Below are 23,049 nucleotides of genomic sequence, written 5' to 3' on the forward strand. Positions count from 1 at the left end.
TGCTAATTTCAATCCGGCTAACGGGTTGACATCAACCCGGCCGATATCTCAACCCGGCAACTTGAAATGCGCCACCGAGCGTCGCAGGTCACTCGCCAGTTGCGCCAGCGTACCGATCGAGTCGGCCGTCTGGCTCGCACCCTGCGAGGTCTGCGAGGTGATTTCCTGAATTGCGTTCATCGAATGCGAGACATCCGTCGCCGCCGCGGACTGCTCGCGCGCCGCGGTGGAGATATTCTGAATCAGCGCGGACAGATCGTGCGAAACGCGCTCGATATCACCCAGAGCACTACCGGCATCCTCGGCCAGACGGGCACCGGCCACCACCTCGGCGGTGGTCTGCTCCATCGAGTTCACCGCTTCGTTGGTATCGGACTGAATCGTCTGAACCAGCGTCTCGATTCGCTTGGTCGCGCTGGTCGAACGTTCTGCCAGTCGCTGCACTTCGTCCGCCACCACCGCGAAACCGCGACCCGCCTCACCCGCCGAGGCGGCCTGGATGGCCGCGTTCAACGCCAGGATGTTGGTCTGCTCGGCAATGTCGTTGATCAGTTCCACGATCGAGCCGATCTCCTGCGAGGATTCACCCAGGCGCTTGATTCGCTTGGAAGTTTCCTGGATCTGGTCACGGATCGAGTCCATCCCGGAGATCGTCTCGCGCACCACTTCGGCGCCGCGCGAGGCGATCTTCACCGAGCGCTCTGCCACGTCGGCCGACTCGGCGGAATCCTTGGACACCACGTCCATCGAACTCACGATCTGGTTGATTGCCGATGTCGCCGAACTGATCTGCTGCGCCTGCTGCTCTGCCGCGTCAGCCAGGTGGCGGGCAGTCGTCTGCGTTTCCTGCGCCGATGACGAGACCTGTTCGGAGGTCTCGTTGATCGTCGTCACCAGGGATCGCAGCTCGTCGATGGCGTAGTTCACCGAGTCGGCGATCGCGCCGGTGATGTCCTCCGACACCGTCGTCTTGACCGTCAGGTCACCTTCGGCGAGCGACCCCATTTCGTCCAGCAGGCGCATGATCGCCTCCTGGTTGCGCTGGTTGAGCTCGGTACTGCTGGCAAAACGGCGACGCTGATCGCTGACCAGGGTAATGACCAGCAGGAGCGCAAACGCCACCGCGGCGATCGCACCGAACAGGCCCCACCACACATTCGGAAACAGCCGGCGCAGCGGCAATTTGCCGATCTGCTCGGACAGGTCGTTCGCGCGCAACAGCACGGTCTGCGAATCCAGTGACGCCTGGTTGCCTGCATGCTTCACGTCGGCGATGTTGCCAGCCGCGGCAACCAGCTTGGCGACCGGATCGGCCAGGGTTGTCCAGCTGGCGTCCATCTCGGTGAGTATCTTGCGCGCATTCGAGTCGCTGATCGGCTTCACGCCGCTGTCGGGATTGCCCTCGATCAGGCCCTTCAGCACATTGCCGTACAGTTGCGCGTCGCGTGACAGGCCATCGGCTGCCGACTGGGCGGAGTCGCCACCCTGCAGCACTTCCTGCACCCGTCGGATGATTCGGTCGGCGGACAGCATCTGGCGGGAAGTCCCCAGCATCTGCTCGGAACTGCCGTTGCGTTGCTGCAGGATGTTGACGACCTGCTCCATGCTCGAGTTGAGCAGGGGCATCTGCTGCGACAGGGTCGCGGCGCGCTGGCCGGAATCGAGCACGACCGCCTTGTTCGACAGGATCTTGCCGATGTCGGCATCAAGCTGCTTCCAGGAGGCATCCAGTGCGCTCACCGCGCGGCCGGCAGGCGTGGCGTTCTTGTCCGAGTAGGGCTGCATGCCGCTCTTGGGATCGCCCTTGTTCAGCCGCTGCACGGCGGAATCAATGGAATTGCGGGTTCCTTCGAGCTCCTTGAAGGAGTCGATGTTGCCATCCGCCGATTCCAGCGCGAACTTCGCAGTCTGCTGCGACAGCACCTGAATCTGCGTGGTCAGCGCGATCGCCTGGCGATCCTCACCGTTCTTCTGGTTGAGCAGGAAGAAGTCAAGTGCCGCAAAACCAATCGCAACCAGCAACAGGACAATGAGTGCGGTGTACCCGCGTTCCCGGCTGACGCCCCCTGTAGTGCTCATGTTCACCTCATCCGTCTAACTAATACGTTGCCGGTTCCGCGTCATCATCGAAAGCGGTTACTGGCCAGGGACTTGTCGTCCCGAGTTTCCGGCCCTGGTGGGCGCCGGCCCTTCACATACCCAACCGGACCTTGTTTCAGGCCGCGGCATGCCGGAAATCCGGTGCACGCACCAACCGGTTCATGCTGAAAACCGCCAATTGCTGTTCCCCCACCCGGTTCTCGACGAAACGGGTGAGGCGGGGGTCGTCCTCGCGTTCGGCCCCGCGTCGCTGTTCCTCATCCACGGTGCGCTGGCCGAATACCTCGTCCACCAGCAACGCCACGCTGCCGCCACCCTGGCGCACCACCAGCAGCCGGCTGCGATCGGAATGCTGCGTCCGTTCACCGAACAGGAACCGGGCGAAATCGACCACCGGCACCAGGTTGCCGCGCACATTGGCAACGCCGAGAAGCCATGGCTGGGTACCCGGCACCGGGGTCAGCACGGGTACCGCCAACAGCTCGTTGATTTCGTCGATACCGCTGACCAGCAGGCGCGAACCGACACGAAAACCGATGCCACGCCACAAGCCGGGAGCTTCCAGCTTGTCATTCGTATCGGACGCGTGCGCCAGCGACAGCCGCTCGTAGCGTGCCAGAATTTCGAACGGGGTACGGTTGACGGACTGGTTCATGTCTCGCTCGACAACAGATCATTGATGCAGGCCAGCAGCTCTTTTTCGTTGACCGGCTTGGTGATGAACGCGCGGGCGCCCTGACGAAGCCCCCAGACCCGGTCGGTTTCCATTGACTTGGTGGTGATCATCACGACCGGAACGGCTGCCGTGACGGGATCGCGAGTCAATGTCCTGGTCGCCTGGAAGCCGTTCATGCCCGGCATGATCACGTCCATGATGACCAGGTCGGGTAGATCGCTGCGAACCCGCTCGATGCCTTCCTCCGCGGAACTGACCGCGGCAACCTGATGTCCGGCCCGTTCCAGCAGCGTGGTGAACACGCGCACGTCGGTCGGCGAATCGTCGATGATGAGAATATTGGCCACAGGTCCCCCTAAGAATCTGCAGTCAGTGGCTTGCAGCTGCGCTGACATGGCGATGGATGGCACCGAGCAGTTCGTCGCGCGTGAACGGCTTGGTCAGGTATTGTTCGGCACCCACGATGCGGCCGCGCGCCTTGTCGAACAGCCCGTCTTTCGAACTGAGCATGATCACGGGCGTCGCACGGAACTGCGGGTTGTTCTTGATCAGCGCGCAGGTCTGATAGCCATCCAGCCGCGGCATCATGATGTCGACGAAGATGATTGCGGGCTTCTGGTCGGAGATCTTGGCCAATGCCTCGAATCCGTCGACCGCGGTCAGCACCTCACAACCCTCTTTTTTCAGCAGGGTCTCCGCTGTGCGGCGGATGGTCTTCGAGTCATCGATCACCATGACCTTCAGACCAGCCAAGTCAATAGCACTCACGTTCAAATTCACTTACTCCCCCTGCGGCCCGCCACGAGCTCAGGATAAGCACCAAGACATGCAACAGCCATGCCGCACGGTGCGCATGTAAAAATATCAAAAACGAGCCGCCCGATACCCGCTCTGTTGCGGCACATCCCAAGCTCTACAAGCTCTAGTTGTTTACTGCCTGCCCAGCAAAACTGTCAAGCAATAATCACCGGCACTGCCCAACGCTCGCACAACGTGACCCATATTGGCACCATCTGGTCACCGGCAACAGCCGTTTGAACACCACGGTTGCCGGCAAGGCACCTCGGCAACCGTCCGCCTTACCTTAGTATAGCCGCCTGCCGATTCACGCCTGCCGGCACTGGCGCACAAGCCCGGCTTCCAACGGAGAACCCTGATGACCCTTTCGGTCGCCGTCCTGATGGACCCCATCAGCGCAATCAAGACTGCCAAGGACAGCACCCTCGCCATGCTGCTGGAGGCCCAACGACGCGGCCACTCGCTGCACTACTTCGAACAGGGCGACCTGGCGCTGCGCGGTAGCGCACCATGGGCGCGGCTGGCTCCACTGAGCGTGCGCGACGATCCGCAGCACTGGTACACGCTCGGTCAGGCGCAATGGCGCGACCTGCGCGAACTCGATGTCGTGCTGATGCGCAAGGATCCGCCGGTCGACGCCCAGTTCATCTACGACACGATGGTGCTGGAAGCAGCCCAGCGCGGCGGCGTCTGCGTGGTCAACGACCCGCACGCCCTGCGAGACTGCAATGAAAAGCTGTTTGCGCTGGAATTCCCGGCATGCATCGCACCCACCCTGGTCGCGCGCGATCCGGCGGAATTGCGCAAGTTCACCGCCGAGCACGGGGAAGTGGTGCTGAAACCGCTGGATGGCATGGGCGGGCGCGGCATTTTCCGGGTCCGGGCCGGCGACAGCAATCTCAATTCGATGCTGGAAACCCTGCTCGGCGGCGACTCCCATGGCCTCGGCCGGCAGCTGGTCATCGCGCAGAAGTACATCCCGGAGATCAGCGCAGGCGACAAGCGCATCCTGGTGGTCGACGGCGAACCGGTGCCCTACGCCCTGGCCCGCATCCCGCAGGGCGACGAATTTCGCGGCAATCTGGCCGCCGGCGGCCGCGGCGAGGGCATACCGCTGTCCGATCGCGACCGCTGGATCGTGGACCAGGTGGCGCCGGAATTGCGCCGACGCAAGCTGCTGTTCGTCGGGCTGGACGTGATCGGCGACTACCTGACCGAGATCAACATCACATCCCCGACCTGTATCCGTGAACTGGATGCGCAGTTCGGGCTTAACATTGCCGGTCAGCTGTTCGACGTCATCGAGCGGCACATCATCGGAAATCGTACCGCGTGAGCGCCACTGCAACCGTCACCTCCTCGCCCGACCCGATCGGGGCCACCCTGCTGTTCTCGCTGCTGCTGCACGGCGTGCTGTTGCTGGGCATCACCTTCCATTTCGTGAAACCCACGCCGAGCCTGCCGACGCTCGATGTCACCCTGGTCAACGTGGCCAACCGGGAGGCGCCGGACAAGGCGGATTTCCTGGCCCAGGCCAACAATCGCGGTGGCGGCCGGAGCGATCGCGTCGCACGGCCGTCCGAGATGTTCTCCGGGGCGCTGCCCAAGCCGGACCCGGGTATCGCGGCGCAACCCGTGGAGGCCACCACGCCACCGCCGCGCCCGGCCACGCCGACCCGGATGGTCACCACCACCGGTGCCAGCAATTTCAGCGTCACCAGCGATACCGCGCAGACCGAAGTCGATCCGCAACAGCAAACCGCCAGCGCGGCCGAGCTGCGACGCCAGCAGACGATCGCCCAGCTGGCAGCCGAATTGCGCAGGAAGAAGGTGGACTACGCCAAGCGGCCGAAGGTGAAATACCTCACCGCGAACACCCGGGAATACGCCTTCGCCGCCTACATGCGCGGCTGGTCCGACCGGGTCGAACGGATCGGCAACCTCAACTATCCGGAGGAGGCGCGGCGCCGCGGCCTGCATGGCGACGTGCTGCTGACCGTGGTGCTCAACCTGGACGGCAGCATCAAGAGCATCGACGTGATCCAGAGCTCCGGCGAGAAGATCCTGGACGCCGCCGCCGAGCGCATCGTGCGGCTGGCCGCGCCGTTCCCGCCCGCACCGCGGACCGGCGAGCGCATCGACGAGCTCAACATCACCCGAACCTGGCAATTCCAGCCGAACAACGTGCTGCAGACACGCTGAAACGCAGCGCAGGTGGCTCGCTGCGCTTACAATAGGCGCATGGCCGCCATACAACCCTCCACCCTCACCGGGCACTTCCTGATCGCCATGCCGAGCCTGGCCGATCCGCCGTTCTGCCGTGGCGTGGCGTTGTTGTGCCAGCACGACGAGGATGGCGCGGTGGGCCTGCTGGTGAACCAGCTGTCCGAATATCGCTTCGGCGACGTGCTGGCACAGATGAAACTCGACTGCGCGGACAGCGAACTGGGCGACGCACCGGTGCTGATCGGCGGCCCGGTGCAGCAGGAGCGCGGTTTCGTGCTGCACCGCGAGCCCGGCGACTGGGAGTCCAGCTATCGCATCAATAACGACTGGTCGGTCACCACCTCGCGCGACATCCTGGTAGCCATGGCGGCCGGTGAGGGCCCGCGTCAGGCCGTCATGGTGCTCGGCTACGCCGGCTGGGATGCCGGCCAGCTGGAACAGGAGCTGATGGCGAATGCCTGGCTCACCGCCGAGGCCTGCAGCCGGGTGGTATTCGATACGCCGCCGGAAGATCGATGGAGTGCCGCCGCGGGCCTGGTCGGAGTCGATCCGCGCCAGCTGTCCGGCTACGCGGGCCACGCATGAGCTGCGTGTTCGGCTTTGATGTCGGCAGCCGGCTGACCGGTATCGCCATCGGAAATACCTTCACCGCCAGCGCGCGGGCCCTGACCACCGTCGCCGTGCGTGAGGACGGTCCGGACTGGCACCGGCTCGACGCGCTGCGCCAGGAATGGCTGCCCGATACGCTGGTCGTCGGCCTGCCATTGACCCTGGAAGGAGCCGAGCAGGCAGCCAGTCGCCGCGCCCGCGATTTTGCCGCGCAACTGGTGCAGCGCTACGGCCTGCCGGTTGTCTTCGTCGACGAACGGCACAGCTCGCAGGAAGCCGCCCAGCGGTTTGCCGCCGCCCGCGCCGCCGGGCTCAAGCGCCGACGCGACGCCGCGGGCATCGATGCCGAAGCCGCCGCGGTCATCCTCGAACGCTGGTTGAGCGATCCCGATTCGCCGTCCGCCAACCCCATCGGTCACTGAGCGCACCGCCCCTCCCCCTTCAGAGCTGCCGCCATGAGTCCTCGCCTGCGCCACCTGACCACCCTGGAAAACCTGCCGCGCGAGACGATCGAGCGCCTGCTCGACCGCGCCGAGTCGCTGCGGGACGCCTGCGCACACGGCACCCGCAAGCTGGACGTGCTGGCCGGACGCACCGTGCTGAACCTGTTCTTCGAGCCGTCCACCCGCACCCGCACCTCGTTCGAGCTGGCGGCGCGACGGCTCGGTGCCGACGTGATCAACTTCGACATCGGGCTGTCCTCCACCAGCAAGGGCGAGGAACTGTTCGACACCCTGCATACGCTGGAAGCGATGCATCTGGACGCGATCATCGTGCGCCACAAGGAGTCGGGTACACCGGAGGAACTGGTCCGCCATGCGATGAGCGGCGTGTCGGTGATCAACGCCGGCGACGGCAATCGCGCCCATCCCACCCAGGGCCTGCTCGACGCGTTGACGATCCGCCAGCACCGACCGGACTTCGAGAACCTCAATGTGGTGATCTGCGGCGACATCAAGCACTCGCGGGTGGCGCGCACGGACATCACCGTGCTGAGCACGCTCGGGGTGAAGGAAATTCGCCTGTGCGGCCCGGCCGAATTGATGCCGCCGGTGGACGAGGTCCCGCAGGGGCGCCGCTACGACAGTTTCGACCAGGCCATCGAGGGGGCCGACGCCGTCATCATGCTGCGCCTGCAGAAAGAACGCATGGCCTCGATCGACCTGCCGGACGAAGCCGCGTATTTCAGCCGTTACGGCCTGGATCGACGGCGGCTGGCACTCGCCGCCAAGGGCTGTCTGGTGATGCATCCGGGCCCGATCAACCGCGGTATCGAGATCGCCTCGGAGGTGGCCGACGGCGCCCAGTCGCGCATCCTCGAGCAGGTCGGCAACGGCGTATTCGTGCGCATGGCCGTACTCAACGAGGTGCTCGCCCGCTGATCCGCCGCCCGCACCCCGGCCGATCGGCGCGGACAGGGTCAAACAGGCATAATTGTCGACGCACCATTCACCACTTCACCGGGGAACTTCATGCGATCGACAACGCGCTATCTCGCGCTGGGTCTTGCCGGCGTCATGCTGGCGGCCTGCGGGCACAAGGACAGGAATGCACCGCTGGCTTTCGTCCCGGCGGACACGCCCTACGTGGTCGCCAACCTGGAGGTCATGGACGACGACACGCGCAAGGCGCTGCTGGCCCAGGCCGATGCGCAGCTGCCGTCCCAGCTGACCCAGCTGGATGCCGCGGCCGACCGCATGACCGCAAAGGACCCGGACGGCGCGCGCTTGCTGCGGGCGCTTCGCGCCGAGTTCAATGGCAAGACGGTCGAGGGCTTCGCCCAGACGGCCGGCCTGGATCTCAAGGGCTATTCCGCGTTCTACGGCCTGGGCATGTCGCCGGTCATGCGTTTTCAGCTGAGCGACCCGACGGCGTTCGAGGGCTTCGTCAGCCGGCTGGAGACCGCCTATGGCAAGAAACTCGATACGGCCAGCGTGGGCAAGCAAAGCTACCGCAGGTATGCGTTCGCCGCGTCAGGCACCCAGATGATCCTGGCCCTGGTCGACAAGCAGGCGGTGGCCGCGCTGTTGCCGGCCGATGCAACACCGGCCTTGCTACGCCAGGCGCTGGGACTGGATCGACCGAAGGACAGCCTGCAGGACAGTGGTCGTCTGGCGGCGCTGGCCAAGAGCAAGGGCTACCGAAAATGGCTGGTCGGCGAGCTGGACCTGACCCGTGCGCTGCCGCTCGCGGTGAGCGGCAAGGATCCGCTGATCGCCTCGATCCTCAAGGCACACGCGGAGGCCGAGTCGGCCAAGACCGGCGAGCCGGTGGCCAACCAGTTGCAGACCTCACCGAGCTGCGCCACCGATGCAGCCCGCATCGCGGCCCGCGTACCGGCCATCAGTTTTGGGTATACCCGGCTGGATGCCAGACATCAGGACGTACGTGTCGACGTGTCGCTGGCGAACGACATCAGCCAGGCCTTCGCCGGACTTCAGGTGGCGCTGCCCGGACTGGGCGCTGCCGGCACCGCCCCGTTCGACCTGAGCCTGGCGTTGCCGGTGGCCTCGTTGCGCACGTTCTGGCTGGCGCAGGCCGACGACGTGGCCGCCAAGCCGTTCACCTGCCCCTCGCTGACCGACCTCAACGACAGTTTCGCCAAGCTCGGCCCGGCCATGCAGAAGGCGGCCATTCCGCCGTTCGGTGACATGCTCGGACTGCGCATCGCACTGGACTCGCTGGTACCGAGCCCTTCCTCCAGTCTGCCCACGTCCAGCGGCCGCCTGATACTGGCGACCAACAACCCGGCCGGCCTGCTTGCGATGGGCCAGATGATGGTGCCCGCACTGGCCCAACTGAAAGTCGGCAGTGACGGCAAGCCGCAACCGTTGCCGAAGGACATGATCAAGATGCTGGGCCAGCCGGCATGGGTGGCAATGAACGACAAGGCGCTCGCACTGGGCGTGGGGGTCGGCGAAGACGCCAAGCTTGCCGACACCCTGAAGGACGCCGGCGGCAGTGCCGGCCAGATGACCCGCATGCACCTGAGCGGGACGATGTACCTGACCTGGCTGCAATTGATGGAACAGAAAGTCGACAGCCTGGCCTCGGCGGCGGCCGCGATGAGCGGCAGCGACGAGCCCTCGATCGACGCTGCGGACAGCACCGCCCAGGCGGCGGCCAGCGCGGCACGCTCCAAGGCCCAGTTCGCCGCCATGAAGGCGCAGGCCGCTCGGGTCGACAGCATCGATGCCGAAATGCATGTCGACAGCGGCGGCATGGTCATCAGCAGCCAGACGGTCCTGAAGTAATCGCATAGCTAAACAAACGAGCCGGGGCGCCACGGCGCCCCGGCCTTTTTATGCCCGCAGTGGCGGGACTGAACACCGTTCCAACATCGTCGCGACGTCTTCCTCGCAGTCATGATTGCCCGCTGAATCGGCACGTCGCCGAACCACATGATCTTCACGCCGTGGCTGCTGCCATGCCTTCACGGAAGCCGGCTTCACGGCGTCCGGCTGTCCCCGCGACAGACTCCCCTCCCTGCCAGGAGATTGCCATGCGCAACGATTCAATGATCCGAACCAGCCTGATTGCCACTGCCATGGTGGTGGCTTTTGCCACGGTCCCGCTCGGCCAGGCCGCGGCCCAGGACACAGGCGCCATGCAGAAGTCCTCGGACAACCGGACCGTGCCGGACAAGGCCGCCGATGCATGGATCACGACCAAGGTGAAGTCCGAATTCGGCGCCGCCAAGGGCGTTTCGGCCACCGCTATCTCGGTGAGCACCAACGACGGCGTGGTCACGCTCAGCGGTACGGTGAAGAGCGAACGCGAGAAAATGAAGGCCATTCGCATCGCCAGGAAGATCAAGGGCGTCAAGAGCGTCGACGCGGCCGGCCTGAGCGTCGCGGCCACCGCGCCAGCCGTACCGTCCCCGAGCATGAGCGGTCGCTGACCCGCACGACGGGAAGCCCGCCCCCGAAATTGAAAAAGGGGCCCGCGGGCCCCTTTTTCATGGTCGATCGTGGCGCATTCGCGTCATCGATTCAGCAGGTTGCTGCCGCTGAAGTTCTGCGAATCACTGGACTCTTCCAGCTCGACCCCGTCCAGCCCCTGCGACAGGGTATGCGCGTCGCCGCCCTGGGCCAGCTTGATGCGCAGGCGCACCTCGTTGGAACTGTCGGCATAACGCAGGGCGTCCTCGTAGCTGATTTCGCCGGCGTGATAGAGCTCGACCAGCGCCTGGTCGAAGGTCTTCATGCCGAGCAGGGTGGACTCCTTCATCAGCTCCTTGAGCTTGTGGATCTCGCCCTGGCGGATGTAATCCTGCGCCAGCGGCGTACCCAGCAGCACCTCGACCGCCACCCGGCGCGCCTTGCCGTCGGGAGTGGGGATCAGCATCTGCGCCACGATGCCCTTGAGGTTCAGCGACAGGTCCATCAACAGTTGCTGGCGACGGTCCTCAGGGAAGAAGTGCAGGATGCGGTCCATTGCCTGGTTCGCGTTGTTCGCATGCAGCGTGCACAGCACCAGGTGACCGGTCTCGGCGAAGGCGATCGCGTGATCCATGCCTTCGCGGGTACGGATTTCGCCGATCATGATCACGTCGGGCGCCTGGCGCAGGGTGTTCTTCAGCGCATTGTCCCAGCTGTCGGTGTCGATGCCGACTTCGCGCTGGGTGATGATGCAGCCCTCGTGCTTGTGCACGTATTCGATCGGATCCTCGATCGTGATGATGTGGCCAGTCGAGTTCTGGTTGCGATAGCCGACCATCGCCGCCAGCGAGGTGGACTTGCCCGAGCCGGTCGCGCCGACGAACACGATGATGCCGCGCTTGGTCATCGCCAGTTGCTTGATCACCGGCGGCAGGTTCAGCTCTTCCGGGGTGGGAATCTTCGACTCGATCCGGCGCAGCACCATGCCGACGCAATTGCGCTGGTAAAAGCAGGACACGCGGAAACGGCCGACGCCCTGCGCGGAGATCGCGAACTGGCATTCGTGGGTCTTCTCGAACTCCTCGCGCTGACCGGGCGTCATCACGTTGAGCACCATGTCGCGCGACTGCTGCACGCTGAGCGGGCTCTGCGTGATCGGCACGATCCGGCCCTGCACTTTCATCGACGGCGCCACGCCGGCCGTGATGAACAGATCCGAGGCCTTCTTGTGCACCATCAGCTTGAGGAACGAGGTGAAATCGAAATCGCTCATGGCGGGTCTCCTCCGGGAGACGAGTACTGGAGATCAGGATAGCGCCAGCGCGAGGGAATTTGGCGATTCTCCGACCTTCCCCTGCTGCGCTGCCCGCTTCCGGCCTTACTTGAAGCTGTCCTTGTTCTTGGCATAGCTGGAGGCCTGCTGGCGGGTCACCAGGCCACGCTTGACCAGATCCTGCAGACACTGGTCCAGCGTCTGCATGCCGAACTGCGTGCCGGTCTGGATCGACGAATACATCTGCGCCACCTTGTCCTCGCGGATCAGGTTGCGGATCGCCGGGATGCCGACCATGATCTCGTGCGCCGCGATGCGGCCGCCGCCCACCTTCTTCAGCAGCGACTGCGAGACCACCGCGCGCAGCGATTCGGACAGCATCGAGCGCACCATCGGCTTTTCGCCGGCCGGGAACACGTCGATGATGCGGTCGATGGTCTTGGCCGCCGAGCTCGTGTGCACGGTGGCGAACACCAGATGGCCGGTCTCCGCCGCGGTCAGCGCCAGCCGGATGGTTTCCAGATCGCGCAGCTCGCCGACCAGGATGTAGTCGGGATCCTCTCGCAGGGCCGAGCGCAGCGCCTCGTTGAAGCCCAGCGTGTCGCGATGGATCTCGCGCTGGTTGACCAGACACTTCTGCGAGGTGTGCACAAACTCGATCGGGTCCTCGATCGTCAGCATGTGGCCGTATTCGTTCTTGTTGATGTGGTCGACCATCGCCGCCAGCGTGGTCGACTTGCCCGAGCCGGTCGGGCCGGTCACCAAGATCAGGCCCTGCGGCTGCTCGATCAGTTCCTTGAAGATACGTGGCGCACCCAGGTCCTCCAGCGTCAGCACCTCGGACGGAATGGTACGGAACACCGCACCGGCGCCGCGGTTCTGGTTGAACGCGTTGACGCGGAAGCGCGCCAGGCCGGGGATCTCGAACGAGAAATCGGTCTCGTAGAACTCTTCGTAATCGCGCCGCTGCTTGTCCGACATGATGTCGTAGATCAGCGAATGCACCTGCTTGTGCTCGAGCGCGGGAATGTTGATGCGACGCACGTCGCCGTCAACACGGATCATCGGCGGCAGTCCTGCGGAAAGGTGCAGGTCCGAGGCCTTGTTCTTCACCGAGAACGCAAGCAGTTCGGCAATGTCCATCTGTCGTTCCCCTCAACCGATCGTCTGGGATGGCATGAATTCGGATGCCACATCGGAGGTCGGGCGACGTTCGCCAGCGTGGTGCGCCGCAGCGCGTGGCGCAAGCGCCATCGACCCAACGAACGAACTACCCCAATCCCCTGTAGCCGCGTCGATACTACTCGCGCAACGGGGCGCGCGGCCAGTGTTTCCCGTCCGCATCACGCAAACTGTCGATCCGGTTTGTGCACTCGATCGGAAAATCCACGACCACCCGCCACCGGGCTGCCCGGCGACGCCATCCAGGCCGTTGTCGCCCGGCATGGAACTGCGCTGTCACGCCCGCTCCGGTAAGGTACGCGGTCTGGACAAACCAAGGAGCCCTGCATGACACGACTAGCCTTCATCGGCGGTGGCAACATGGCGCGCAGCCTGATCGGCGGCCTGCTCAAGACCGGTGTCGCCCCGGCAACCATCAGCGTGGCCGAGCCGATGGCCGAAGCCCGCCAGAGCCTGGGACGGGATTTCGGCGTGGCCTGCTATGCGGAAAACCGGCTCGCCGCGGCGGAAGCCGAAGTGATCCTGCTGGCGGTCAAGCCGCAGATCATGCCGGCGATCCACACCGAGCTGCACGACACCCTGCAACGCAACCGTCCGCTGCTGATCTCCATCGCCGCCGGCGTGCGGCTGGATCAGCTGGAGCGCTGGTTCGGCGCCGGCCTGCCGATCGTGCGCTGCATGCCGAACACCCCGGCCCTGATCGGCAGCGGCGCCACCGGCCTGTGCGCCAACAGCCGGGTCAGCCCCTCGCAGAAGGCGCAGGCGCAGCATATCCTCGACGCCGCGGGAATGACCCGCTGGATCGACGACGAAGCACTGATGGATACCGTCACCGCGATCTCCGGCTCGGCACCGGCGTATTTCTTCGCGCTGGTCGAGGCGCTGGAGGATGCCGGCGTGGCCCAGGGGTTGCCGCGCGAGACCGCCCGCGCACTGGCGGCACAGACCTGCTTCGGCGCCGGCCGCATGCTCACCGAGGGCGGTGAGGATCCGGCCGTGTTGCGCAAACGGGTTACCTCTCCCAACGGCACCACCCAGGCCGCACTGGAAAGCTTCAGTGCCGACGGGCTGCCGCGCATCGTGGCCCGCGCCGTCGCCGCCGCCACCCATCGCGGCGCGGAACTTGCCGCCGAGCTGGACGAACTATCGTGAGCTATCTGCTGAATGCGCTGGCCATGCTGATCGAACTGGCGTTCGATGCCGTGGTCACGTTGCTGTTGCTGCGCGTGCTGGCCGAAGCCTGTCGTGCGGATTTCAACAATCCGCTGAGCCAGTTCGTCTACCGCTACACCAATCCGGTGCTGGCGCCGATCCGTCGCGTGCTGCCGAACTGGCGACGGATCAACCTGGCCGCGCTGCTGCTGGCGTGGCTGGCGATGCTGTTGAAACGGCTGCTGCTGTTCGCCCTGCTCGGGGTGATGCCGCACCCGGCCGGCCTGGCGTTGCTGGCACTGGCCGAACTGCTCGACTTCGTGCTGCTGTTCTACATCGTGCTGATCTTCGGCTGGTCGCTGCTGAGCATGTTCGCGGTGGACCGGCGGCAGCCGCTGCTGCGGCTGGCCGGCAGCATCGTGGCGCCCTTGCTGCGCCCGCTCGACGGCAAGCTGGTGGCCGGCCAGATCGACTTCGCCCCGATGGCCGTGATGATCGTACTGCTGCTCGGCCGCCTGCTGATCGCCGCGCCGTTGCTCGACCTCGGTGCCCGACTGGCGATGGGCAGCTAACCCGGAAGCCTTTCTGTGGGAGCGACTTCAGTCGCGGTGCAATTGCTCCGAACCGGGAAATGGCAAAAGCATCGCGACTGAAGTCGCTCCCACAAAGTCGCTCCTACGACCGCCGCGCCCACTCGGCAACGATCCGGTGGATCGCATCCAGCCCGTCGAACAGCGCCGCCGGGCCCGGCTGCAGGATGATCGGCGACTTGATTTCGTACAGGTCACCGTTGCGCACCGCCGGGATGGTCTCCCAGCCCGGCCGCGCGGCCACTTTCTCGGGCCGGAAACGCTTGCCGCACCACGAGCCCAGGATGATGTCCGGCGCGCGGCGCACCACCTCGTCGCCGTCGGGCAGGATACGCTGCTTGGCCAGCGGCTCGCGGGCGAGCTCGGGGAAGCAGTCGTCGCCGCCGGCGATGCCGATGATCTCGGCCACCCAGCGGATGCCGGTGATGATCGGCTCGTCCCACTCCTCGAAATACACCTTCGGCCGCCGCGGCAGCAACGCCACCGCGGCGCGGATCTCGGCGATGTGCCGCTCGGCGCGGCGCGCATAGGCCTCGGCTTTCTCGTAGGCACCGACCATCGCGCCGAGCCGGCGGATATAGGCGAGAATGCCGTCGACGCTGCGATGGTTGCTGATCCACACCTCCACGCCGACCTTGATCAGCTCGCGGGCGATATCGGCCTGGATGTCGGAGAAGCCGATCGCCAGGTCGGGTTCGAGTTTCAGGATCTCGCCGACTTTCGCGCTGGTGAATGCGGAGACCTTGGGTTTCTCCTTGCGCGCCCGCGGCGGCCGCACGGTGAAACCGGAGATGCCGACGATGCGCCGGTCCTCGCCCAGCGCGTACAGCACCTCGGTCGGTTCTTCGGTGAGGCAGACGATGCGTTGCGGGTAGCTGTCGGGCGCGGGGCGATCCGGCGCGCGGTAGTCGCTCATGCGCTCAATGCCCCAGCACGGTCACCGTGACCCGGCGCTGGTGCGGGTCGAGGCGGTGTTCCCACAGGTAGATGCCCTGCCAGGTGCCCAGCAGCAACTTGCCGGCATGCACCGGCAGGCTGAGGCTGACCCCGGTGAGGATCGAACGGATGTGCGCCGGCATGTCATCCGGGCCTTCGGCGTCATGCCGGAAGATCGCATCGCCGTCCGGCACGGCGCGGGCGAACCAGCGCTCCAGATCGTCGCGCACGGTGGGATCGGCATTCTCGCCGAGCAGCAGCGAACAGCTGGTGTGCGCGGTGAACACGTTCGCGATCCCGGTCTGCACATGACTGCTGGCCACCGCATCACCCACCTGGGCGGTGATGTCGCTGAAACCACGACCGCGCGTATGCACGGCGAAACCGCCCTGCGCCACGTGCTGCGCGGGCAGCGGCCGGGTCACGGGTACAGCAGCCGGCTGGTCCAGGTCTGGCCGTGGCGGCTCCAGCGCACGCGTTCGTGCAGGCGGAACTCGGCGCCGTACCAGAACTCCAGCATGTCCGGCTCGACCACGTAGCCACCCCAATGCGGCGGCCTGCTCACCTCACGCCCCTCGAACTCGTGCTCGTAGCGCGCCATGCGCTGCTCGAACGTGTCGCGATCCGGAAGCGTCTGCGACTGCAGCGAAGCCCATGCGCCGAGCTGGCTCAGGCGCGGCCGGCTGGCGAAATAGGCGTCCGACTCATCGCCCTGCAGCTTGCGTGCAAGACCTTCCACGCGCACCTGCACGCCTTCGCGCAGCTGCTTCCAGTGGAAGCACAGGGCCACCTGCGGATGCGCCTCGAGCTGGCTGCCCTTGTCGCTCTCGTAATTGGTGTAGAAACGGAAACCGCGCTCGTCGGCGCCCTTGAGCAGCACGATGCGCGAGGCGACCCGGCCGGAACTGTCCACGGTGGCCAGATTCATCGCCGTCGCATCGCCATCACCGCTGGCCTTGGCCTCGTCCAGCAGCCGCAGAAAGGTGTCCAGGATCTCGGGTTTGAGCATGATGTTTGAAACTTTCCTTTTGCATCGTGGCCGACTCGCGCCATCATGGCGCGGATGAACATGACCGATGATAGTGCAATGGCCCCTGCATCCAGTACCACTTCGAGGCTGACGGCCCACCCATTTTCCTCCCCGACATGTGAAGGCGCCGGCGATCCGCCCGGCCGCTGGCGCTGCCTGCCCGTCGCGGAGATTCCTCCCGGAACCACGGTAACCCGGGGATGATGTCGCTCGCCGAAATGCAGAACGAGGCGCTTGCCGGCCATCTGCTCGACCACTACGCCGGGCGCATCGCCCGCTCCCGCCGCCCGTACATCCTGGGCCTGTCCGGCCTGCAGGGCAGCGGCAAGAGCACCCTGGCACGGGTGATGAAGGCGCAGGCCACGACGCGCGGCTGGCCCACCGAAGTGCTCTCGCTGGACGATTTCTACTACGCCCGCAGCGACCGTGAGGCGCTGGCACGCGATGTGCACCCGCTGCTGCGCACCCGCGGTGTGCCGGGCACCCACGAGATCGAGCTGCTGCTGTCGGTGCTGGCCGCCCTGCCGCACGCGTCGGACAAGTTGCCGGTGACCCATCCCCGCTTCAACAAGGGTCGCGACACCCGCTTTTCACCGTCGCGCTGGCCGCGCATCACGCAAGCGCCAAAGCTGGTGATCGTGGAAGGCTGGGCACTGGGCATCCGACCCCAGTCGCAGGCGGCGCTGGCCAGACCGGTCAACGCGCTGGAGCGTGAGGAAGATCCCGACGGCAGCTGGCGGCAATGGGTCAACAAGCAGCTGCGCAGCTACCAGCCGCTGTGGCGCAAGTTCGATGCGCTGATCGTGCTGCAGGCGCCGAGCTGGGAGATCGTGCGCCGCTGGCGCGGCGAGCAGGAGCAGGAGCTGCTGGCGCGGCATGCGCCGCTGGCGATGGATGCGCAGACGATGGAGCGATTCCTGCGGCACTTCGAGCGACTGAGCCGGCACGCGCTGGCCACGCTGCCTAGCGTGGCCGACACCTGCGTGGAATACGACGACGATCGCCACGTGACCGGATTGAACCACGACTGAGCCGTGCCGCCGCACGCCGGAAGCGCGCCGGATCGGATGCCGGCGCGGCATGCCACGGTTCCGGCCCGTGCCGGACTCAGTCGACGACGAAATTGATCTTCATGTTGACGCGCCACTCGGTCACGCTGCCGTCATCGGCCGTCACCACCTTGATCTCGTTGACCCAGGCGCCCTTGATCTTGTTGATCGACTCCGCCGCCTTGTGCAAACCGTGCTGCACGGCGTCCTCGATGCCCTTGGCCGATGACGCATTGATTTCGATGACCTTGGCTACTGACATGGCATGAATCTCCCTTCCAGGCGTGCAGGCGGCACGCGGCGCTCCCTGTCCCGACGCCCAGTCTGCGCGGCGGCCATCGGTGAGGACAAGTCGCACCGCGTCATGCCATCAGCTGGACGACTCCACCAGCACCGCCGTGCCGTAAGCCAGCACCTCGGTGACGCCCTGGGCCACCTCGTTGGCGTCGTAGCGCATCGCCACCACGGCATTGGCGCCCATCGCGGCGGCATGCCGCAGCATCAGTTCGAACGCCTCCTCGCGCGCCTTCTCGCAGAGTTCGGCGTAGATCGAGATGTTGCCGCCGACGATCGTCTGCAGCGCCGCCCCCAGGTTGCCCACCACGCTGCGCGAGCGCACGGTGATTCCCCGCACGATGCCCAGCGAACGGACGATCCGGTAGCCGACGATCTCGTTGCCCGTGGTCACTTGATGATGCGGAACGGTATTGGCCATGCCAGTGTCTCCTTGTCGGTTGATTCGAGGGTGGAATGATTCGAGGGTGGAATGATTCGAGGGTGGGTTGATTCGAGGCAGGATCGATCCGCTGAGGATCGGACCGTCAGCCAGATTCAGGCATCGAGCAGCGCCGCATAGCCGTCGCGCGAGTCCGGCCAGCGTGGCACGAAGCCGCTGGCCTGCAACCGCGCATTGCTGAGCCGCTTGCTGCCGATGCCCGCCGGTGCCGGACCGTCGGCCGGTGGCGCCGCGCCGATCAGTCGGGCCAGGTGGTCGTACAGCACATCCTGCGGCAACGGCGTGCTGTCGACCCCGAGATACAGCGGCAGCGGATCGGCCAGTTGCAGCAGATGCACGATCGCGCCGGCGGCATCGTCGCTATGGATGCGGTTGGCCCAGTGCGGCACGCGGCGCGGCGCGACGACCTGTCCCGCGCGCAGGCGGTCGAGCAACTGCATACGCCCCGGTCCATACAGGCCGGCCAGCCGCAGCACGATCGGGCAGGCGGCCCGGGCGGCCAGCAGCTGCTCGGCTTCCAGCAAGGCCGCGCCATTGAAACCCGGCGGTGCCGGCGGCGTGTCCTCATCGACCCAGTCGCCGGCATGCTCACCGTAGACGGCGCTGGAGGAAACCAGCAGTGCCCGGCGCAGCGAGGTGCCACCGAGCGCATCGAGCAGGTGACCCAGGCCGTCCACGAAGGTGGCGCGGTAAGCGGCCGGATCGCGCCGGTCCGGCGTCGGCAGGTAGACCAGTTGGGTGATCCCGGCCGGCAGCGCGTGCAGGCTGTGTGGCTGGGTCAGGTCCGCGCGCAGCCAGTGGATGCCGTCGTCGACCGGCGCCGGAGGATGCCGACGCAACGCCCATACCTCGTCGCCGCGGGCGCGCAGCCGCTGCGCCACACGCAGGCCGAGGTCCCCACAACCCGCCAGCAACACTCGTTCGCCCACCGTTGCTCCCCGTTTGCGCCTGTTAGCATTTACCCATGAATCCGTCGCGCAATCTTTTCATCATCGGCCCGACCGGCGCCGGCAAGACCTCGATCGGGCGCCGGCTCGCCAGCCATTATGGACTGCCGTTCGTCGATCTCGACCAGGAGATCGAACGTCACTGCGGCGTTGACGTGAACACGGTATTCGAGATCGAGGGCGAGGCCGGCTTCCGCCACCGCGAGAGCGCCCTGCTGGACGAGTTCAGCCAGCGCCCCGGCGTGTTGCTCGCCACCGGCGCCGGCGCCGTGCTGGCCGCCGCCAATCGCCGGCATCTGGCCGAACGCGGCTACGTGGTCTGGCTGCAGACCAGCATCGCGCAGCAACTGGAGCGGCTGGAGCGCGACCACCGCCGTCCGTTGCTGGCCGTGCCGAACCGACCCGAGCGGCTGCAGGCGATGGCCACCCTGCGCGAACCGATCTACCGCGAGCTTGCCGACCTCGCCGTGCCCGGCGAACATGGCAGCGTCGCCGCCGCCAGCGAGCGCTGCATCGCGCTGATCGATCGACACTGGCAACGCGTCTCCCCCGCCCCGCACCGGCACAACGCATGAGCAACTTCTCACCCCAGAACATCACCGTGGCGCTCGGCCAGCGCAGCTACCCGGTATGGATCGGTGCCGGGCTGCTCGCCGACCATGCGCGCTGGCGTGCGCTGCTGCGCGGCCGGCATGCGCTGGTGATCAGCAACACCACGGTAGCGCCACTGTACCTGCCGCGGATCGAGGCGGGGCTGGATGGCCTGCACTGGTCCTCGTTCCTGCTCGAGGATGGCGAGGCGCACAAGAGCTTCGCCAACGTCGGTCGCGCACTGGAAGCGCTGGGCCGGCTCGGCGCCACCCGCGACGCCTGCGTGATCGCGCTCGGCGGCGGCGTGGTCGGCGACCTGGCCGGCTTCAGCGCCGCCTGCTGGATGCGCGGCATCGACTTCATCCAGATGCCAACCACCCTGCTGGCGATGGTCGACTCCTCCGTCGGCGGCAAGACCGGGGTCAACCTGCCGGTCGGCAAGAACCTCGCCGGCGCCTTCCACCAGCCGCGCGCGGTGATCGCCGACATCGACACCCTGGCCAGCCTGCCCGAGCGCGAATACCGCGCCGGCCTGGCCGAAGTGGTGAAGGGCGCGGCGATCGGCGACGAGGCATTCTTCGCCTGGCTTGAACAGCACGCCGACGCGCTGGCCGCCCGCGACAGCGGCACCGTACTGGAGGCGATCGCGCGCAAGGTGCAATACAAGGCCGGCGTGGTCGCCCGCGACGAGACCGAACAGGGCGAGCGCGCCCTGCTCAACCTCGGCCACACGTTCGGGCACGCCATCGAGACGGCCGGCCACTACACCGCCGTGCTGCACGGCGAAGGCGTGGCGATCGGCATGCGGCTGGCCGCGCAATTGTCCGAGCGACTGGGCATGAGCGCGCCGGCCGACACCGCCCGGCTGCAGCGCCTGCTGGAGAAACTCGGCCTGCCCGTGGCGGTTCCGCCCGGCATGGAGCCCGCGCAACTGCTGGCGCTGATGCGGCTGGACAAGAAGAACAGTGCCGGCCAGCTGCGGCTGATCCTGTGGCGCGGCATCGGCCGGGCCGAGATCGTCGCCGGCGTGGACGAGGCCGCGGTGCTGGCCACGCTGGAGGCGGCCATCGCTGCCGCTTAGCCCATCAGTCATGCGCACAAACCCGCGGCGCGGCGTTATGGTGGGCGGTACTTTTCCGCCTGGACACACCTTCATGCAAAGCATCCGCTGGATCCTGACCGCCGCCGTCCTGTGCGGCCCGACCGCCTGGGCCGCCTCGCCCGCCGCCACGCCACCAGCGTCCGCCCGTCCGGTCGGTGTCGACCTGGCCGGCATCGACCACAGCGTGAAGCCCGGCGACGACTTCTTCCGCTACGCCAACGGCGACTGGCTGAAGACCGCGAAGATCCCCGCCGACCGCTCCAGCACCGGCACCTTCCTCAAGGTGTTCGAGCGGGCCGAGAAGAACACCGCCGAACTGATCCGCAACGCCGGCACCAGCCATCCCGCGGCCGGCTCCAATGCGCGCAAGATCGCCGACTACTACGCCGCCTGGATGGACACCGCCGCGATCGAGCGGCACGGCCTGGCCCCGCTCAAGCCGGCACTGGCGCAGATCGACGCGATCGCCTCGCGCCAGGATCTGGCCCGCGTGCTGGGCAGCCGCCTTCGCGCCGACGTCGACCCGATCAACGCCACCCACTTCCACACCGAGCACCTGTTCGGCCTGTTCGTCACCCAGGGCCTGGAAGACCCCGAACACCATGTCGCCTACCTGCTGCAGGGCGGGCTGGGCATGCCCAGTCGCGACTACTACCTGTCCAGCGATCCGCACATGGCCGCGTTCCGCGCCCAGTACCTGACCTACGTCGGCGCCTTGCTGAAACAGGCCGGCATCGCCGACGCCGAAGCACGGGCGAAAACCATCGTGGCGCTGGAAACGAAAATCGCCAGTGCGCAGGCCAGCCTGCTCGACAGCCAGGACGTGCACAAGGCCAACAACCTGTGGCGCATGGCCGACTTCAACCGGAAGGCACCGGGTCTGGACTGGACCGTCTATTTCAAGGCCGCCGGCCTCGACGACCAGCAGCAGATCGACACCTGGCAGCCTGCCGCCGTCACCGGCCTGTCCGCGTTGATCGCCAGCGAACCGCTGCAGGCGTGGAAGGACCTGCTGCTGTTCCACACCATCGACCACAGCGCCGCCCTGCTGCCCAGGGCGTATGCCGATCTCCACTTCGACTTCTACGGCCACACCCTGCAGGGCACGCCGCAGCAGCAGCCACGCTGGAAGCGCGCGGTTGCCGCCACCAACAACGAGCTCGGCGACGCAGTCGGCCAGATCTACGTCAAGCACTACTTCCCCGCCTCCTCCAAGGCCGAAGTGGAACAACTGGTGCAGAACCTGATCGCCGCATTCAACGAGCGCATCGACACGCTCAGCTGGATGACCCCGGCCACCCGCCAGAAGGCCAAGGCCAAGCTGACCACCCTGCGCGTCAGCGTGGGCTACCCGGAAACCTGGCGCGACTACGCCACGCTGGATATCCGCGCCGACGATGCGCTGGGAAATCAACTGCGCGCGGAGCAGTTCGAGTACGAACACCAGCGCGCCAAGCTCGGCCAGCCGGTCGACAAGGGCGAGTGGTGGATGACGCCGCAGACCGTCAACGCGGTCAACCTGCCGCTGCAGAACGCGCTGAACTTCCCCGCCGCGATCCTGCAGCCGCCGTTCTTCGACCCCAACGCCGACGCCGCCAGCAACTACGGCGCGATCGGCGCCATCATCGGGCATGAGATCAGCCACAGCTTCGACAACACCGGTGCCGAGTTCGACGCCCAGGGCAAGCTGGAAAACTGGTGGACCCCGGCCGACCTGGCGCACTTCAAGGCAGCCACCACGCAACTGGCGAAACAGTTCGACCAGTACGAAGCCCTGCCCGGCCTGCACGTGAGCGGCGAGCAGACCCTGGGCGAGGACATCGCCGATATCTCCGGCATCACCATCGCGTACCTGGCCTACCACAAGTCACTCGACGGCAAGCCTGCCCCGGTGATCGACGGCCTCAGCGGCGACCAGCGTTTCTTCCTCGCCTTCGGCCAGGCCTGGCGCTCCAAGATGCGCGACGCCGCCCTGCGCCAGCGCCTCGCCACCGACGTCCACGCCCCGCCGCAGTTTCGCGCCCAGACCGTGCGCAACCTCGCCGCCTGGTATCCCGCGTTCAAGGTGAAGCCGGGCGAGAAGCTGTACCTGGCGCCGAAGGATCGGGTGAAGATCTGGTAAGGATTTCAGACGCTGCAAAACCGAAGGGCCGCATGTGAATGCGGCCCTT

General features: G+C 66.2%; 25 protein-coding genes. 13 read left to right on the top strand and 12 right to left on the bottom strand.

Going from position 1 to position 23,049, the window contains the following annotated elements:
• Positions 1 to 48: 48 nt before the first annotated feature.
• From ACFPPA_RS13150 to pilG, 4 genes are all read right to left on the bottom strand, one after another.
• The gene (locus tag ACFPPA_RS13150) at positions 49 to 2,079 is read right to left on the bottom strand and encodes a methyl-accepting chemotaxis protein (RefSeq protein WP_377320554.1); all 2,031 of its coding nucleotides are present in this window, start codon (positions 2,077 to 2,079) and stop codon (positions 49 to 51) included.
• 136 nt (positions 2,080 to 2,215) lie between these two features.
• Complete coding sequence (locus ACFPPA_RS13155; protein WP_377320556.1) at positions 2,216 to 2,755, bottom strand: chemotaxis protein CheW; 540 nt, start codon at positions 2,753 to 2,755, stop codon at positions 2,216 to 2,218.
• Entirely contained in the window at positions 2,752 to 3,123 is a 372-nt protein-coding gene (locus ACFPPA_RS13160) for a response regulator (RefSeq protein ID WP_377320558.1), read from the bottom strand. Before ACFPPA_RS13160 ends, ACFPPA_RS13155 begins: the two co-directional genes overlap by 4 nt.
• A gap of 22 nt (positions 3,124 to 3,145) precedes the next feature.
• Entirely contained in the window at positions 3,146 to 3,511 is a 366-nt protein-coding gene (gene pilG, locus ACFPPA_RS13165; RefSeq protein WP_377320721.1) for a twitching motility response regulator PilG, read from the bottom strand.
• A 421-nt stretch (positions 3,512 to 3,932) separates the two neighbouring features.
• Here pilG and gshB point away from each other — a divergent pair, with 421 nt between their 5' ends.
• From gshB to ACFPPA_RS13200, 7 genes are all read left to right on the top strand, one after another.
• Positions 3,933 to 4,910 (top strand): glutathione synthase, encoded by a 978-nt coding sequence (gshB, locus tag ACFPPA_RS13170; protein WP_377320560.1) that lies wholly within the window; start codon positions 3,933 to 3,935, stop codon positions 4,908 to 4,910.
• Positions 4,907 to 5,776 (top strand): TonB family protein, encoded by an 870-nt coding sequence (locus ACFPPA_RS13175; RefSeq protein WP_377320562.1) that lies wholly within the window; start codon positions 4,907 to 4,909, stop codon positions 5,774 to 5,776. The genes gshB and ACFPPA_RS13175 overlap by 4 nt, the downstream gene beginning before the upstream one ends.
• 39 nt (positions 5,777 to 5,815) lie before the next feature.
• On the top strand, positions 5,816 to 6,385 hold the full coding sequence (locus ACFPPA_RS13180; RefSeq protein WP_377320564.1) for a YqgE/AlgH family protein: 570 nt from the start codon (positions 5,816 to 5,818) through the stop codon (positions 6,383 to 6,385).
• The gene (gene ruvX / locus ACFPPA_RS13185) at positions 6,382 to 6,831 is read left to right on the top strand and encodes a Holliday junction resolvase RuvX (RefSeq protein WP_377320566.1); all 450 of its coding nucleotides are present in this window, start codon (positions 6,382 to 6,384) and stop codon (positions 6,829 to 6,831) included. The genes ACFPPA_RS13180 and ruvX overlap by 4 nt, the downstream gene beginning before the upstream one ends.
• 33 nt (positions 6,832 to 6,864) lie before the next feature.
• Positions 6,865 to 7,791, top strand: coding sequence for an aspartate carbamoyltransferase catalytic subunit (locus ACFPPA_RS13190; RefSeq protein WP_377320568.1), 927 nt, complete (start codon positions 6,865 to 6,867; stop codon positions 7,789 to 7,791).
• 90 nt (positions 7,792 to 7,881) lie between these two features.
• On the top strand, positions 7,882 to 9,663 hold the full coding sequence (locus tag ACFPPA_RS13195; RefSeq protein ID WP_377320570.1) for a hypothetical protein: 1,782 nt from the start codon (positions 7,882 to 7,884) through the stop codon (positions 9,661 to 9,663).
• A 248-nt stretch (positions 9,664 to 9,911) separates the two neighbouring features.
• Complete coding sequence (locus tag ACFPPA_RS13200) at positions 9,912 to 10,310, top strand: BON domain-containing protein (RefSeq protein ID WP_377320572.1); 399 nt, start codon at positions 9,912 to 9,914, stop codon at positions 10,308 to 10,310.
• Positions 10,311 to 10,393: 83 nt separating this feature from the next.
• On the opposite strand, the gene ACFPPA_RS13205 is transcribed toward ACFPPA_RS13200, so the two are convergent.
• Both ACFPPA_RS13205 and ACFPPA_RS13210 read right to left on the bottom strand, forming a co-directional pair.
• A complete protein-coding gene (locus tag ACFPPA_RS13205; RefSeq protein ID WP_377320574.1) occupies positions 10,394 to 11,563 on the bottom strand; it encodes a PilT/PilU family type 4a pilus ATPase in 1,170 nt (389 codons plus the stop codon).
• Between the two features lie 105 nt (positions 11,564 to 11,668).
• On the bottom strand, positions 11,669 to 12,706 hold the full coding sequence (locus tag ACFPPA_RS13210; protein ID WP_072761722.1) for a type IV pilus twitching motility protein PilT: 1,038 nt from the start codon (positions 12,704 to 12,706) through the stop codon (positions 11,669 to 11,671).
• Positions 12,707 to 13,072: 366 nt separating this feature from the next.
• On the opposite strand from ACFPPA_RS13210, the gene proC reads away from it, so the two are divergent.
• Positions 13,073 to 13,897: a pyrroline-5-carboxylate reductase gene (proC, locus tag ACFPPA_RS13215; RefSeq protein WP_377320576.1), complete on the top strand. Its 825-nt coding sequence runs from the start codon at positions 13,073 to 13,075 to the stop codon at positions 13,895 to 13,897.
• The gene (locus tag ACFPPA_RS13220; RefSeq protein WP_377320578.1) at positions 13,894 to 14,469 is read left to right on the top strand and encodes a YggT family protein; all 576 of its coding nucleotides are present in this window, start codon (positions 13,894 to 13,896) and stop codon (positions 14,467 to 14,469) included. Before proC ends, ACFPPA_RS13220 begins: the two co-directional genes overlap by 4 nt.
• A 103-nt stretch (positions 14,470 to 14,572) precedes the next feature.
• Here the strand turns inward: ACFPPA_RS13220 and ACFPPA_RS13225 are convergent, their stop codons facing one another.
• The 3 genes from ACFPPA_RS13225 to pdxH are packed head-to-tail and all read right to left on the bottom strand — an operon-like array spanning position 14,573 to position 16,432.
• Positions 14,573 to 15,403: a cobalamin-binding protein gene (locus ACFPPA_RS13225; RefSeq protein WP_377320580.1), complete on the bottom strand. Its 831-nt coding sequence runs from the start codon at positions 15,401 to 15,403 to the stop codon at positions 14,573 to 14,575.
• A gap of 4 nt (positions 15,404 to 15,407) precedes the next feature.
• Positions 15,408 to 15,848: a secondary thiamine-phosphate synthase enzyme YjbQ gene (locus ACFPPA_RS13230; protein WP_377320582.1), complete on the bottom strand. Its 441-nt coding sequence runs from the start codon at positions 15,846 to 15,848 to the stop codon at positions 15,408 to 15,410.
• Positions 15,845 to 16,432 (bottom strand): pyridoxamine 5'-phosphate oxidase, encoded by a 588-nt coding sequence (gene pdxH / locus ACFPPA_RS13235; RefSeq protein WP_377320584.1) that lies wholly within the window; start codon positions 16,430 to 16,432, stop codon positions 15,845 to 15,847. The genes ACFPPA_RS13230 and pdxH overlap by 4 nt, the downstream gene beginning before the upstream one ends.
• A 221-nt stretch (positions 16,433 to 16,653) precedes the next feature.
• Between pdxH and ACFPPA_RS13240 the strand changes: the two genes are divergently transcribed.
• Positions 16,654 to 17,484, top strand: coding sequence for a kinase (locus tag ACFPPA_RS13240; RefSeq protein WP_377320585.1), 831 nt, complete (start codon positions 16,654 to 16,656; stop codon positions 17,482 to 17,484).
• A gap of 76 nt (positions 17,485 to 17,560) precedes the next feature.
• Here the strand turns inward: ACFPPA_RS13240 and ACFPPA_RS13245 are convergent, their stop codons facing one another.
• From ACFPPA_RS13245 to ACFPPA_RS13255, 3 genes are all read right to left on the bottom strand, one after another.
• A complete protein-coding gene (locus tag ACFPPA_RS13245; protein ID WP_377320587.1) occupies positions 17,561 to 17,764 on the bottom strand; it encodes a dodecin family protein in 204 nt (67 codons plus the stop codon).
• A 108-nt stretch (positions 17,765 to 17,872) separates the two neighbouring features.
• A complete protein-coding gene (locus ACFPPA_RS13250; RefSeq protein WP_377320589.1) occupies positions 17,873 to 18,217 on the bottom strand; it encodes a YbjQ family protein in 345 nt (114 codons plus the stop codon).
• 116 nt (positions 18,218 to 18,333) lie between these two features.
• Positions 18,334 to 19,167: an NAD-dependent epimerase/dehydratase family protein gene (locus ACFPPA_RS13255; RefSeq protein WP_377320591.1), complete on the bottom strand. Its 834-nt coding sequence runs from the start codon at positions 19,165 to 19,167 to the stop codon at positions 18,334 to 18,336.
• 35 nt (positions 19,168 to 19,202) lie between these two features.
• Between ACFPPA_RS13255 and ACFPPA_RS13260 the strand changes: the two genes are divergently transcribed.
• The 3 genes from ACFPPA_RS13260 (at position 19,203) to ACFPPA_RS13270 (ending at position 23,000) form a co-directional block, all read left to right on the top strand.
• Positions 19,203 to 19,760, top strand: coding sequence for a shikimate kinase (locus tag ACFPPA_RS13260; RefSeq protein ID WP_377320593.1), 558 nt, complete (start codon positions 19,203 to 19,205; stop codon positions 19,758 to 19,760).
• Positions 19,757 to 20,857, top strand: coding sequence for a 3-dehydroquinate synthase (gene aroB, locus ACFPPA_RS13265; protein ID WP_377320595.1), 1,101 nt, complete (start codon positions 19,757 to 19,759; stop codon positions 20,855 to 20,857). The genes ACFPPA_RS13260 and aroB overlap by 4 nt, the downstream gene beginning before the upstream one ends.
• 73 nt (positions 20,858 to 20,930) lie before the next feature.
• Positions 20,931 to 23,000: a M13 family metallopeptidase gene (locus tag ACFPPA_RS13270; RefSeq protein ID WP_377320597.1), complete on the top strand. Its 2,070-nt coding sequence runs from the start codon at positions 20,931 to 20,933 to the stop codon at positions 22,998 to 23,000.
• The last annotated feature ends 49 nt before the right edge of the window (positions 23,001 to 23,049 follow it).

The sequence above is a fragment of the Rhodanobacter ginsengisoli genome (assembly GCF_042657065.1).
Lineage (GTDB): Bacteria > Pseudomonadota > Gammaproteobacteria > Xanthomonadales > Rhodanobacteraceae > Rhodanobacter > Rhodanobacter ginsengisoli.

Coding starts and splice junctions, on each gene's coding strand:
- ACFPPA_RS13150 (WP_377320554.1), bottom strand. CDS start 2,079: ATGAGCACTACAGGGGGCGTCAGCCGGGAACGCGGGTACACCGCACTC.
- ACFPPA_RS13155 (WP_377320556.1), bottom strand. CDS start 2,755: ATGAACCAGTCCGTCAACCGTACCCCGTTCGAAATTCTGGCACGCTAC.
- pilG (WP_377320721.1), bottom strand. CDS start 3,511: ATGGTGATCGATGACTCGAAGACCATCCGCCGCACAGCGGAGACCCTG.
- gshB (WP_377320560.1), top strand. CDS start 3,933: ATGACCCTTTCGGTCGCCGTCCTGATGGACCCCATCAGCGCAATCAAG.
- ACFPPA_RS13180 (WP_377320564.1), top strand. CDS start 5,816: ATGGCCGCCATACAACCCTCCACCCTCACCGGGCACTTCCTGATCGCC.
- ruvX (WP_377320566.1), top strand. CDS start 6,382: ATGAGCTGCGTGTTCGGCTTTGATGTCGGCAGCCGGCTGACCGGTATC.
- ACFPPA_RS13190 (WP_377320568.1), top strand. CDS start 6,865: ATGAGTCCTCGCCTGCGCCACCTGACCACCCTGGAAAACCTGCCGCGC.
- ACFPPA_RS13195 (WP_377320570.1), top strand. CDS start 7,882: ATGCGATCGACAACGCGCTATCTCGCGCTGGGTCTTGCCGGCGTCATG.
- ACFPPA_RS13200 (WP_377320572.1), top strand. CDS start 9,912: ATGCGCAACGATTCAATGATCCGAACCAGCCTGATTGCCACTGCCATG.
- ACFPPA_RS13205 (WP_377320574.1), bottom strand. CDS start 11,563: ATGAGCGATTTCGATTTCACCTCGTTCCTCAAGCTGATGGTGCACAAG.
- ACFPPA_RS13210 (WP_072761722.1), bottom strand. CDS start 12,706: ATGGACATTGCCGAACTGCTTGCGTTCTCGGTGAAGAACAAGGCCTCG.
- proC (WP_377320576.1), top strand. CDS start 13,073: ATGACACGACTAGCCTTCATCGGCGGTGGCAACATGGCGCGCAGCCTG.
- ACFPPA_RS13225 (WP_377320580.1), bottom strand. CDS start 15,403: ATGAGCGACTACCGCGCGCCGGATCGCCCCGCGCCCGACAGCTACCCG.
- pdxH (WP_377320584.1), bottom strand. CDS start 16,432: ATGCTCAAACCCGAGATCCTGGACACCTTTCTGCGGCTGCTGGACGAG.
- ACFPPA_RS13240 (WP_377320585.1), top strand. CDS start 16,654: ATGATGTCGCTCGCCGAAATGCAGAACGAGGCGCTTGCCGGCCATCTG.
- ACFPPA_RS13245 (WP_377320587.1), bottom strand. CDS start 17,764: ATGTCAGTAGCCAAGGTCATCGAAATCAATGCGTCATCGGCCAAGGGC.
- ACFPPA_RS13250 (WP_377320589.1), bottom strand. CDS start 18,217: ATGGCCAATACCGTTCCGCATCATCAAGTGACCACGGGCAACGAGATC.
- ACFPPA_RS13260 (WP_377320593.1), top strand. CDS start 19,203: ATGAATCCGTCGCGCAATCTTTTCATCATCGGCCCGACCGGCGCCGGC.
- aroB (WP_377320595.1), top strand. CDS start 19,757: ATGAGCAACTTCTCACCCCAGAACATCACCGTGGCGCTCGGCCAGCGC.
- ACFPPA_RS13270 (WP_377320597.1), top strand. CDS start 20,931: ATGCAAAGCATCCGCTGGATCCTGACCGCCGCCGTCCTGTGCGGCCCG.